General features: G+C 52.9%; 9 protein-coding genes. 2 read left to right on the top strand and 7 right to left on the bottom strand.

Annotated elements, in window-relative coordinates; translation table 11 throughout:
- The first annotated feature begins 8 nt into the window (after window positions 1-8).
- Both L0Y31_RS03675 and L0Y31_RS03670 read left to right on the top strand, forming a co-directional pair.
- A complete protein-coding gene (locus tag L0Y31_RS03675; RefSeq protein ID WP_234735783.1) occupies window positions 9-1,169 on the top strand; it encodes an alginate lyase family protein in 1,161 nt (386 codons plus the stop codon).
- 23 nt (window positions 1,170-1,192) lie between these two features.
- Complete coding sequence (locus tag L0Y31_RS03670; protein ID WP_234735782.1) at window positions 1,193-2,386, top strand: glycoside hydrolase family 88 protein; 1,194 nt, start codon at window positions 1,193-1,195, stop codon at window positions 2,384-2,386.
- Window positions 2,387-2,389: 3 nt separating this feature from the next.
- Here the strand turns inward: L0Y31_RS03670 and L0Y31_RS03665 are convergent, their stop codons facing one another.
- The 7 genes from L0Y31_RS03665 to L0Y31_RS03635 form a co-directional block, all read right to left on the bottom strand.
- Window positions 2,390-3,226 (bottom strand): sugar phosphate isomerase/epimerase family protein, encoded by an 837-nt coding sequence (locus L0Y31_RS03665; protein ID WP_234735781.1) that lies wholly within the window; start codon window positions 3,224-3,226, stop codon window positions 2,390-2,392.
- A 21-nt stretch (window positions 3,227-3,247) separates the two neighbouring features.
- Entirely contained in the window at window positions 3,248-3,646 is a 399-nt protein-coding gene (locus L0Y31_RS03660; protein ID WP_234735780.1) for a c-type cytochrome, read from the bottom strand.
- Between the two features lie 90 nt (window positions 3,647-3,736).
- Window positions 3,737-5,422, bottom strand: a complete 1,686-nt coding sequence (locus L0Y31_RS03655) for a hypothetical protein (protein ID WP_234735779.1) — start codon at window positions 5,420-5,422, stop codon at window positions 3,737-3,739.
- Window positions 5,423-5,435: 13 nt separating this feature from the next.
- On the bottom strand, window positions 5,436-6,632 hold the full coding sequence (locus L0Y31_RS03650) for a hypothetical protein (RefSeq protein WP_234735778.1): 1,197 nt from the start codon (window positions 6,630-6,632) through the stop codon (window positions 5,436-5,438).
- 210 nt (window positions 6,633-6,842) lie between these two features.
- Window positions 6,843-8,150: an RNA polymerase sigma factor gene (locus L0Y31_RS03645; protein WP_234735777.1), complete on the bottom strand. Its 1,308-nt coding sequence runs from the start codon at window positions 8,148-8,150 to the stop codon at window positions 6,843-6,845.
- Between the two features lie 214 nt (window positions 8,151-8,364).
- Window positions 8,365-10,005 (bottom strand): RagB/SusD family nutrient uptake outer membrane protein, encoded by a 1,641-nt coding sequence (locus L0Y31_RS03640; RefSeq protein ID WP_234735776.1) that lies wholly within the window; start codon window positions 10,003-10,005, stop codon window positions 8,365-8,367.
- Between the two features lie 9 nt (window positions 10,006-10,014).
- A complete protein-coding gene (locus L0Y31_RS03635) occupies window positions 10,015-13,032 on the bottom strand; it encodes a SusC/RagA family TonB-linked outer membrane protein (protein WP_234735775.1) in 3,018 nt (1,005 codons plus the stop codon).
- Between the last annotated feature and the right edge of the window lie 20 nt (window positions 13,033-13,052).

The following is a 13,052-nucleotide window of genomic DNA, read 5'->3' as shown; positions in this document are numbered from 1 at the left end:
ACACACGTATGAAATGGTTTTTAGGCTGGATATGGCTGATTACAACGGGGTTCTGTTTTCTTCAACCACCTGATTTACAGCAGCAGGTGAAAGCAACGCTTCGGACGCACGTTTTAAAAGAGGCAAGCTGGGCGCTGGCGCAGCAGCCCGTTACCGTGACTGCCCAAACCAGCCCCCGCAGCGCAGGAACCAGGCACGATTTTTTCTCCGAAGGTGATTATTGGTGGCCCGATTCAATCAATCCGCAAGCGCCTTACGTACAGCGGGACGGGATGACCAATCCAGACAACTTTGTGGCGCATCGACAGGCCATGATTCGGTTTAGCCGGATTGTGGGGGCGCTGGCTTCGGCGTACAAACTGACGGGCGATGAGAAATACACGCGGGCGGCATTTCAGCACCTGAACGCCTGGTTTGTGAATCCCGACACGCGCATGAATCCGTCGTTGCTCTACGCGCAGGCCATCAAAGGGCGGGCAACCGGGCGCGGCATTGGCATCATCGACACGATTCACCTGATGGAGGTGGCGCAGGGGCTCATGGTGATGGAGAAATCGAAAAGCGCCAATCCGAAGCAGGTGGCGGCCATCAAATCCTGGTTCTCCGATTACATAACCTGGCTCACCACGCATCCCTACGGAAAAGACGAGATGGAGGCCAAAAACAACCACGGCACCTGCTGGGTGATGCAGGTCGCTTCGTTTGCCAAACTGACGGGAAACGAGCAGGTGATGGCCTTCTGCCGGGATCGCTACAAAACGGTGCTGCTACCCAACCAGATGGCCGCTAATGGGAGCTTCCCGCTGGAACTCCGCCGGACGAAGCCGTATGGTTACTCGCTCTTTAATCTGGACGCGATGGTGATGATTTGCCAGATTTTATCGGACAAAAAAGATAATTTATGGACCTGTCAAACCGCCGATGGTCGGAGCATTCGGAAGGGTATTGACTACCTGTATCCCTACGTAGCGGACAAAAGTCGGTGGCCGCTCAAACCGGATGTGATGTACTGGAACGATTGGCCCATTGCCCAGCCGTTTCTGGTGTTAGGGGCGGTGCAGTTCGACGAGAAAGGTTGGTTGAAAACGTGGGAAAAGCTGGAACACGATCCGCAGGTAGAAGAAGTTTTGCGCAATTTACCAATCCGCAATCCGGTGATCTGGTTGTAAATTTTGGGTATAATTCAAGACAAATGAGAACGATAAAAAAGACAGTACTTAGCCTGTTGATTGGCTTTTGTCCGATGGCGGGCTTTGGTCAGAAGGCGCAGATCGATAAATTATTCAAGCTGGCTGAGCAGCAAACGGACGTGATGTTGAAAGAAATTCCGGCGGTGTCGCAGGCCAACGCCAAAGCGCCGCTAGTTTCGCCCCGAACCCTGAGTCCGACGAGAGCGCTGCAACTGGTGGCCGCCCGCGACTGGACGAGCGGTTTCTTTCCTGGTGAGCTTTGGTACCTGTACGAATACACGGGCAAGGACAAATGGAAAGAAGAAGCCCGAGCGTTTACGGCAAAACTCGAAAACGAAAAAAACAACGCCGGAACGCACGACATGGGTTTTAAAATCTATTGCAGCTACGGCAACGGCTACCGCCTGACCAAAGATCCGGCGTACCGCGATGTGATTATCCAGTCGGCCAAGACGCTGACCAAGCGGTTCAAGCCAGCGGCGGGCATCATTCGTTCGTGGGACCACCACAAGGAGGTTTGGCAGTGCCCCGTCATTATCGACAACATGATGAACCTCGAATTGCTATTTGCGGCCACGCGTCTGACCGGCGATTCGGCCTTTTACAAAGTGGCCGTAGCGCACGCGAAAACGACCATGAAAAACCATTTTCGCCCTGACAACAGCACGTATCATGTCATTGATTACGACACCTTAACGGGCAAAGTACTGAAAAAGAACACGCACCAGGGCTACAGCCACGAGTCGGCCTGGTCGCGGGGGCAGGCGTGGGGCTTGTATGGCTACACGATGTGCTACCGCGAAACCAAAGACAAGACCTTTCTGGAACAGGCCGAGAAGATTGCACGCTACATGCTGGATCATCCGCGGATGCCGAAAGACCTCATTCCGTACTACGATTACGACGCGCCGGGCATTCCCAACGAGCCACGCGACGTGTCGGCGGCCACGGTCATGGCTTCGGCGCTGTACGAACTGAGCACGTTTAGCGCTAACGGAAAACACTACCGCGCCAAAGCCGATCAGGTGATGAAGAATCTGGCCGCAAATTACGTCTCGCCGGTGGGGCAGAACAAAGGCTTTATTTTGCTGCACAGCACGGGGTCCAAACCGGCGAACAGCGAAGTGGACGTGCCGCTGAGCTACGCGGATTATTATTTTCTGGAAGCGCTGCTGCGACAGAAAGCCCTGAAATAGCGCTTATTTCTGTTTCCGTAGAAAAGCCACGCTGGCCGGAACCTGCTCCTGGGCGCGGGACGATTCGTCTTCGATAAAATAATGCTTGACTCCGGCTTTGCGGGCGGCTTTCATGAACTCCGCAATGCCGATGTCTCCCTGGCCCAGCGTGACGTTCGTTTCAACATCGACGTGGCCGGTGTTGTTGCCGGGCGTACCGGGCTTGCGGTCTTTGAGGTGCACCAGCGGAAACCGCTTCGGGTACTTCTGGATCAACGCTGTTGGATCCTGACCGGGATGCTTTACCCAAAATACGTCCATCTCAAAATTGACGTATTTTGGCTCGAAATTTTCGACGAAATAGTCGAAGAAGGTGCCGTCTTTGTAGGGCTGGAACTCGTAGCCGTGGAGGTGATACACCAGCGAAATGCCATTTTCTTTCAGTAAGCGTCCCGCCGTGTTGAATACATCGGCTGCCCGCTGGGCGTCGTAAGCGGTGAAGGTATCTTCGTTGTGCGGAATCCAGGTGCAGGTGACGTATTTGGCGTCTAATTCTTTCGCCTGAGCCAGGACTTTGGGGACATTGCGTTCTAAATCGTTGAAATCAGCGCCCGTGCAGATGACTTTCAGACCATATTGCTGCAGTAATTTTTTGTATTCCGGCCACGGCATGCCGTAATTCCCGGCGGTTTCTACCTCCCGAAAACCCATGGCTTTTACCTTGGCCAGCGTACCGGGAACATCCTTTTTAAAGGCATCCCGAAAGCTATACAATTGCAGACCAACAGGAGACGCGGGCTGAGCCCATAACGTCGCCGTTGAAAGCAATAACGATAAAAAAAGTACAATTCGTAGGTTCATGAGTTTAGGTAATTGATTGGGTTATTTAGCACTGCGTACTTTTTTGACTTCCTCGACGGTTATGGGTTCAGCCTTGTTGTTAAAACTACTGCGAATAAACGTCAGTACGTCAGAAATTTCTTTGTCTGATAGGAAATCGTGGGCAGGCATCACGTTGTCGTACGTCTCGCCATTGATTTCAATTGCTTCCTGTAAACCATTCAGAATGACATTGATCAGTCGCGTTTTATCCCCCGTTACCCAGTCGCTTTGTTTCAGCGGTGGATTGAGGCCGGGTACGCCGGAACCATCGGCCAGATGGCAGGATAAGCAATATTGTTCATAAATGATCTGTCCTCCCAACGGAGCTGTATTTTTCTTGGTTTGGGCGAAAGCAGGAGATAGACCGATCCATAAACAAAGAGAAAAAAATAAGCGCATAAAGCAGAACTCCTGGTAAATGAAGCTCTAAATTATGCGCATTCGACTAAAAAACAAGCAAAGCAGCTAAACTAGCCCATTCATCCTACTTTACAACAGACTTTCTTTCACCTGCGTATCGAATACGCCGGTTAGGACTTTTCCGTTCCGTTTGACCTGCACCCAGATGCGGTAATGCCCCGAGCGAGGGAAAGCGTACGGAAATTCAACCATGTTGGCCACCTTCATCGGATGACTCATACCGGGCATGGCGGTTTGCAACTGCTTGTTTTTTTCGGCTTCGGGTAACTGGCTCAGGTGGGTGACATACGCGTCCACGCTATCGCGAAATTGTTTCGGATCTGGATAGCGGAATATGCGGGACGTATCGGCAATCCGCCCCACCAGCGATTCTTCGGCGGCCATCGAGTATGTTCCTACGGGATGCAAATGAATGTAAACTGTTCCATCAGAGCGCAGGATGGCCGCGTGGCCGCCCATGCCCAGATAAGGCTCCAGGGCCGCCGGGGAGCCTTTTTCGTTGGCTACGGCAAATTTCAAGGTGTATAACTTACCCGCTTCGACCGTGGCAGGTTTGTCGTTCCAGAACATGGTGGTGCCGTCGTCCAGTTTGGCGCTGGCACTCGGTTTTCCGCACAAAATCATGTCGTCATCTAGGTGCGGCGTGCCAACCGCGTTCGATTTGACGCCCATAGGCTCGGTAATCGACCAGCTATCATCCAAATCAGTTGGAGTGCGTTTGGCGGCCTGGGCCGCCGACACCTTCACGGACGGAATATCAACCGTATCGGTCAGGGTTTCTGCAAAACCACTGCGGTAAACAACATCAGCGTACAGCAGGTAGCGACCACCCGGCAAATTCGGCAGGTTCGACTCAAAATGAACCGTGTCACGGCGTTCGGGATGCAGGTGCGCAAAGGCGTCCAAACCCGGCATACGAACCAGAAAAGCGTGCATTAATTTTCCGTGATCGGGGATGACAAAGCTAAATGATCGACGTTTCTGCCAACTCTTGCCATAACCCGTGGTATCCAGTTGAATACGCAGGCGCGTTTGTCCATCGACTAGTGTAGCTGACGCCTGAATGGGCAGTGGTTTATAAAGGTTATACTGGCGGTAATCGTCGGCGGTGCTCGTCCACCACGAACGCCAGCCCGTCAGAATCAGGCCCATAACTACCGTGGCGATGCCCATGCCCAGCCACCGTTTCCGACGAAGCAGTGCGGACATCGACTGGCCTGGTTCAAGCGTACCATCGGATAGACTGGAACCAATGATCGTAATCATCAGCACCACCAGAAGAACGCCGAGGGCGGCCAGTCCGGTGCCGGTGCCGGTGGGCATGTCGCGCGTGGCGGTGGCCACCGACATAAGCGGAGCAACCAGGGTCGCCTTGCCATCGGGGCCATCCAGTTGCAGTTCAACGCTGGAGGAACCGCTGTCCATTAGCCAGACTTCGCCCTCAAAACGGTTTCCCGCCAGGGCTTTCAGTTCATCGTGAATGGGTGCTCCTTCATCGCCAGAGAGGAAATAAATGGGTCTGGCCTGAATGCTGGTTGCTTTGCCCTGTTCGACAAAAACGGTGATTTTGGCCGTTCCCGGTACCACATCGGGTGGTTCAACACTGACCATTACCTGATACTTTCCGGCCTGCTTCTGGACAATGACCCCCGGACTACCGACGTGGGCCGTAGCGGGTCGGGAATACGCTAAAACGAAGAGTAGACCAAGCAAAAACCGAATGGTATTCGTCTTGCTTATTAATTGATTTTTCATGAAAATACGTTCGTTAGCGTTGTACTCGTTTCATCCAGGAACCCCAAGCCAGACCAATCCGCGCCGACAAAAAAGCCGATACCAGGGCAATGCCGATACCTTGCAGAAAGCTGGCCGTACTTTCGAGCCAGTAGGGGTGGAAGTGATAGCGGTATTTTGAAGCTGGATTGTTGTCGTAAGGAAGGGCATCGGCAAAGAAGAACCAGTTTCGGGCGTAGGGAGATTCTTTCAGGAAACCGCCGAAAGGCCATTGAACTGCTACTGCAATCCCGATGAAAACGATGGCTACCAAAGCCGCCAGAAGCCAGTCGTTGAGTTTGCCGTCGAAGCGGTGCATTAGTTTATCCAGAAAAAACGCCGGAATCACCAGCAGCAGCGGAAAGGCGAAAGCTTGATAGGTCGTGATTGGGTTCAGCACGGGGCCTAGTCGGGGAGTAGCGGGAAAAAGAGGCAGAATCCAATTGGGAGCTAGTAAGGTCAGCATGTAAACCGCCGCCGTAATGGTAATCGGGTATCGCAGCATGGACGCCCGTCCGACCGCCAGCAAATAAAACGGAAAAGCAATACCCATCGTGATGTAAGCCGATGAATGGTGTGAAGCCCAGGCACCCATTTTTTCGGAAAGCATGATGTACAGGATGCTCAGGAGCAGCCCCGCCGCAATGGCAAATAACCAGCGCAGTTGCTGTGCTTCGCCTGAGGTTACGAGTTCACTAGATTTGACAGACCGGTTTTGCAGTGCCAGGACACCAATCATCGCCCCAAATTGCACAATCATCATACCGACCAGCAGGATCGTGTGCGGAGGCGTTAGAATCTGGACATCAAGGCCGTAGGTGTTGTGCCACCAGTCGTCGAAAGGCGCGGAAGTCAGCATGGCCAGGGCGCCCCATACGCAATACAAGGCCCCCAGCGAGCCGTGAAAAAAGCCCCAGAATTTTACCGACTCAGCCCGGCCCGGGTGGTTTTTCTGAAAAGTTAACTGGAGAATTTTGAACCCGGAAAACAGCCCAGCAACTACGGCACCTACGTACATCAGCAAATGCGGCGGCGCAAAAAGTCCATCGCGGCCAATGCTAATGTGCCACATAATGTCCCAAAGCAACCCCCAAACAATGCAGAGAGACGAAAAAACGACGGCGTAAATGTAGGTGGGAATGCGGGTACTGCTTACGGCCGGTGAAAAGGTTGAAGGAATAGTAGCTTGCATGATTGCAAAAGCATAAGTTGGTTAAGGAATGGTTGATAAAATAAGTAAAAATTAATCAGTTACATCGTTGAGCCGCGTAGCTACATCGGGAAGACAATTGATTTGAGTTTTACCCCTACGGCGTGGCCCAACAGCCAGAAAACGACTGGAAAGCAGATACAAATGTCGAAAAGAAACCCACGTTTTCGCCCTGAAAGAGAAAGAATGAATCTACAGTTTTCTAAGCAACCGCTCGGCTTCGTCTTTACCCTCCAAATTCTCCTGAATAACCCGCTGAAGCAATTCTTTGGCCGTGTTTTTAGTATTCGGTTGCCCCTGTTTCAAGTACGTAATGGCTTCGTAAAAGATTTCCTGATTGGCAAACGAGTCAGACCGCTGGCCGAGGCGGTCGAAGCAGGCAATGGCTTGGGCATGATTGCCCGCCCGGAGGGAAACAAGGCCACCAAGTTTCAGCAGGTTTTCATCGTCAGGAGCCTGTTCCAGAAGATTGGAGAAAATGCGTTCGGCTTCGGTGAATTTCCCTGCACTGAAAAAGCGAATCCCGGTCTGAATGCTATCAGACTGGACAGCCAGCGTGTTGGAAAGTTTGTCAAAATGCTGCTCAATAAACTGGTTTGCCAGCGCCTCTGCGGTGGTTGTTTTTCGTAGGGAAAGCCATTGTCCCAAACTCGCCAGCAAGAACAGACAGGCAATAGCCGAGGCGTAAATCCCGATGGGGAGCTGCCGCTTGCGAGACCGGGGACGCAATTCATCCAATTCGGCCAGCCGACGGGCGCGGGCTTCGCTTCGGGCGATTTGCCGAACCTGAACGTAGAAAGCTGCCTTTTCCGCCAGGATCGGGTCTGCTTGCAGTCTGGTTTCCAAACGGGCCCGTTCTGCTACTGACAAATGATCCGCAAAATAGTCGTCAATGGTTGCCAGATCGTTGGTTGGTTCCGTTTTATCAGCCGTGCCTAGCTGGGCTAAACACTGCAAACGACTCGTTTTAGCCAGCGCCGCCGTCTTGTAATTCATTTGTTGCGCGATTTCGTCATCCGAGATGCCTTCGCCCCAGATCAGTAGTTGATCCCGGCATTTTTCGCTCATTCGGTAGAGTCTGGTTTTGAGTATATCAACCTCCTGCCGAGCCATAAACTGATGCACTACCGCCCGCGCTTCGTCGGGTAAGGGCAAGAGAAGATCATTCCGTAAATCCTCTTGATGAAAGCCAGATTGACTGGTTGTTCTTTGGTGGAGGAGGTCCGTGCATTTGTTCGCAAAAGTCCGATAAAGGTCCGTTTTTAGCTCCGAACTTCCAGCGAAGCTGCCGCCGCAGGTTTTTTCAATAACAGTCAGGATGGCATCGGCGTAAGCGCTGGCAGAATCGTCTTCGGAGAGTTGATGCCTAAGGACACCTCCATGGATGAAGTAAACATACTTTTGATAAAGGCGATCTTCGCAGAATCGTCGCCGGGTTCCCCCGTGCCGAATGCCTTCAATTAACGCTTCATCGGTAGAATGTCGAACAAATAACCGCATCAGGTAAGGGAGGGTGATTCAAATCAAATATGCTGAAAATCCATTACTTTTCAAAGCGTATAGGTTGATTTGTAGGCGCTTACGCGGGGAAGGCTACAAAAAAACGGCTAGGCTGTCCGTTTTGCTGGATTACCTAACCGTTCTTGGTAACTTTATCGAAATAAATAAAACAGCGATTTTGTCTCGGGAAAATCCTGTTTAGATAACCTGGTTTTTACCAGCCTGGATTCTGCCGCAGGTTTTTCGGGGCTTTGTTTAGCTCGGTTTGCGGAATTGGAAAACGGTACATTTTTTCGTTGAAAATGCGGTTTTCTACCTGGAAGCGCTGATACGTCAAGGCCGTGCCATTTTTTGTAATCCGCATTCCCGACACAGGCCGGTTGAAAAGCTGCTCGCCTTTTTTCCAGCGGCGAACATCAAAAAAGCGGTGGTCTTCGAAGCAAAGCTCGACCTGGCGTTCTTTCTGAATCCGCTCCCGCATCTGGTCTTTGGTGAGTCCGGCAGGGAGGGCGGGCATGGTTACCCGCGCGCGCACCTGATTGACAAAGGTATACACGTCGGCAACGGGACCCTGCGCTTCATTCAGCGCCTCGGCGTAATTCAGCAGCACTTCGGCATACCGGAACAGCACCCAGGGCCGCCGCACGTTCACCGCCGTCCCAACGCCCCAGAAAGCGCCTTCGCTCATGAATTTCCGCATGTAATAACCCGTCTTGGTGTTATTGACGTTGATGGGCACGTTATCTTTTCCTCCTTCGAAGGTCTCAACGGGTTTTCCTTTGAAGTTCGTGTTGTTGGTGATAATGAACAGGTTCAGGCGGGGGTCGCGGTCGTTGTACGGATTCGCCGGATTATAACCCGATGTTGCGTCGGTGATGGGCTTGCCTGTTGAGCGCACGTCGAAGGCATCAACTAGCTCCTGCGTCGGGTTGGTGCGGCCCCGCGCCCCGTCGTAGCTGATGGGCGCGTTGTTCAGCTCCAGCGTGTTGTTGTTGTCCGACTGGCTGGCAAAAATAACCTCAGCATTATACGCCTGACTGCCATAATTCCAGAGGTTCGGAAGCTGCGCCTGGGTCAGGAGCGAGTGCTTTTTCAAGTCGATGATGGCTTTGGCGGCATCAGCGGCCCGCTGCCATTTGGTGGCATCGCCGGTCGGATTGTTCAGCGGACTGGCGGCATACAGCAGCGTGCGGGCTTTGAGCGCCAGCGCGGCGGTTTGGGTAGCCCGCCCTTTATCGCCCGACGCCTGGTCGACAATGGCCGGTGTCAGCACCGCCGCTGCCGAATCGCAATCGGTAACAATCTGCGCTACGACTTCGTCCAGGGTATTTCTGGGCAAATCCAGGTCCTGGTCAATAGTGAACGAGCGCGTTACAACCACAATCGGGCCGTATCGTTTCATCAACTCAAAATGGTAGAGAGCGCGTAAAAAATACGCCTCACCCCGCAAACCGGGAATGTCGGAGGCGGGTGTTACGCCACTGCCCAGCGAGTTCTCCAGAAAGATGTTCGTGCGCCGAATGTAATTGTACATGTTGTTGTACTGATCGTCATTGGTGCGCAGCGAACTCCACGTATCGTTATTAAAAATATTGATGTTCGAACTCAGGTTAGAGTTCACCGCCTCGTCGCTGGCCTGGGCCAGGAGCGAGCCGTTGCCGTCCAGGTTATAGCGGTTGAGAATACCGAAATAAGCGTTGCTGATAAAACCCCGCGTGTTGCGGTCGGAGGTCCAGATTTCGCTTTCGTTACGAATATTGCCGTCCGTGTAAGGAAACGTCAGAAAATCCTCCTTGCAGGATAGCAGCGACGTTAGCAGCAGAAAGGCGACGAGTTGACTATATATCTTTTTCATAAAAGCGGATTAAAAAGAAGTGCGTAAACCGGCATACACTGTTTTCACGTAAGGATAGGCGCTGCCCCGGCCCGCTCCCGGAATTTCAGGATCAATGTCCAGGCCCAGTTTATCGAAGGCAAACAGGTTAAAACCACCCACGTAGAACCGCGTATTTTTGAGGTTATATCTATTCAGGAAGGTGTTGGTCAGCGACATACCTAACTCGATATTTTTCAGCCGCAGGTAGTCGCCCGAAGCTAGCCAGAAGTCCGAACCGGATGTGTTATTGGCCCGATCAGAAATACCCAGACGCGGGTAGATGGCCGAGCTGGCGGTGGCGGGTGTCCAGCGGCGCAGGCTTTCCTGGTTCAGCGAGGTAGGACCAGAGTTTACAATACCCTGAATATCAATGGTACGGCCCGTTATGCCCTGAAAATGGAGGCTTAGGTCAAAGATTTTATACTTCACAACGGTGCCGAAGCCAAAGTAAGCTTTCGGTTGATCGCGCTCGTCGATCCGCACCCGGTCGAGGTTGTCAATTATGCCATCTGGATTGCCGTCGATACCACCCACATCTTTATAGCGAATATCGCCGGGAACCACCTTGCCCGAAAGTACCTGCTTGGGATTATTGTCGATCTCGGCCTGATTCTGGAAAATACCGTCCGAAACAAACACCAACCGGCTGCCGACAATCCGACCAATCGTGCGCTGGTATTCCGGCAAACCATCCTGACCATTTTCGGCCAGAATAATATCCCGGGAAGCCATGAGGTTTCCGTAGAGCGATACCGTAAACTGGTTGAACGTTTTGGTATAATCCAGAGCTAAATCAATGCCTTTGCTTTCGACTTCACCGGCGTTGACGGTCAGCGTCTGGCCCAGAATGCCGGGAATGGCCGATTGTGTTAGGATACCGGTTCGTTTCGAGCGGAAAACATCCACCGAGGCGTTAAGGGCTTGGTTGAATAATTTGAAATCAACACCGGCATTGAGCGTGGTAAGCGTTTCCCAGGTGATGGTCGGGTTGGCAATGGACACTTCATTGGCCGAGGTAGTTGCCGAAAAACCCGTCCCGAACAGGTAGCCGCCGCCACCCGTATTCCGGGCGAAGAATCGCTCAAACGGGAACCGCGAACCACCAATGTCGCTGCTGCCCGCTTGTCCGTACGAGGCGCGTAATTTCAGGTAGCTCAGAATCGCATTGGGCTTCAGGAAGGCTTCGTCCGAAATGACCCAGCCCGCCGAAACCGCCGGGAAAAAGCCGTAGCGGTGGCCGGGAGCGAAGTTTTCGGAACCGGAATAGCTACCCACAAAACCGAGGTAATAGCGGTTGTTATACGAATAATCGACCCGCGAGGACACACCCTGGCCGCGGAAATCCAGCCGTTCGGGCGCGGCGCTCACGTAGCGGTAGCCGCGTACGGAGGCATTGACACCGTGCCGGCCAAACGTACGGTCGTAGTCTAACCCAAGCCAGGCTTCGTTGCGGCGGTTGCTGCTGGCGAAGGCCGCCGACCGGTAGCTCAACGGAGCCTGATTTCGGAACGTAACGGCAGAAGCTCCCGTCGCATCAATGACCTGATAGTCGCGGTTAAGCCCGGACGTATAATTTCCCTGAACATCATAATTGAAATTGATGTGAGCGGACAAGCCTTCAAGCCAGAAATCGAGTTTTTGCCGCACGTTAAGGGTCGCCAGCATCTCGCGAACAACCGTGCTGGTGTAGCCACGGTCCGTGAGTATACCCAACGGATTGTTCTGGTACAGCGACGAACCACCGTACGAACCGTCTTCGTTCAGGATCGGGAAGGCGTTCGGCGGAGTATTGTAGAGTAAACTTAGTAGCGTTCCGGCTTCATTAGCACCGGGTTGGCGCCGGTTTTCAGACCGCCCCGCCACGTTCAGGCTAATGTTCAGATTCGGATTTACATCGAAATCGACATTTCCCCGGAAATTAAACCGGTTGAACGTCATGTTCGAATTATAGTCGTCTGAGCGGGTATTCTTGAACAAACCGTCCTGATTAAAATAGCTGACCAGCGCGAAATACCGCACCGTGTTGCTCCCTCCGTCAGCCGATAGCACGTACCGCTGGGAGGCCGCCTGATTCTTAAAAAAGTCGTTCTGATAGTTATTGTTGGGAAACAGATACGGGTTCGAATTATTCTGGTAGGCGTTTAACGCGTCCGAGTTATAAATGGGCTGGGCACCATCGTTTACTGAAGCCTCGTTGTAAAGCGTTGCGTAATCATACGAATTGAGCGAACGAATCGTTTTCTCCGGCATCTGCAAACCGCCCTGTACATCAAAACGAATGCTCGATTGTGTTGCACTGCCCTTTTTGGTTTTTACCAGCACCGCACCGTTGCCGTTCCGCAAGCCATACCAGGCCAGCGAAGCCGCATCTTTCAGGACCGTGACGCTTTCAACTTCGTTGATGTCAATGTCGTTAAAGTCACGGGGAACGCCATCGACCAAAACGGCTACCGTGCTAGGCCCGAATGTTGAGCGACCCCGAATCTGAAAATTGGCCCCGTCACCGCCCGGTGCCGTACCCGTTTGCTGGACATACAAGCCGGGAATCCGGCCCGCCAGCGTGGCACTGGCCGACCCGATGGGAACCTGGGGCAAGTTTCGGGTATCGTACGTAACGGTAGCGCCATTGATCTGGCGTTTCTTCCGCGAGCCAAACGGAATAACCACGTCATCGTCTTCGCCGGCATCCGTGAGTGTCGGTTGCAGCGTAGCGGTTAGGTCGGCATCACTGAGGATCGTGACCGTCTGGCTGGCATATCCCTGGCGTTTGATGACCAGCACGTCGTTGAGGCCTGCTTTGATGGAAAAAGTACCGTCTTTGTCCGTGCGTACTTCCGTGTTGGTTTCCTGCACAGCCACGGTTGCACCCGCGACGGGTTTATCATTCGGATCGGTAATGCGCCCCGAAAAATTGGCTTTGCCTCCCTGTTTGCCCTGCGCAAACACGACGCCCTGAAGCAGCAGCAACAGGCCTAGGAGTAGTTTGAAAAATTTATGGTCGGTCATGGTCAATGCGTGATAGTCAG

This window comes from Tellurirhabdus bombi, from assembly GCF_021484805.1.
GTDB classification, from domain to species: domain Bacteria; phylum Bacteroidota; class Bacteroidia; order Cytophagales; family Spirosomataceae; genus Tellurirhabdus; species Tellurirhabdus bombi.
This window is presented reverse-complemented; position numbering and strand designations above follow the sequence as displayed.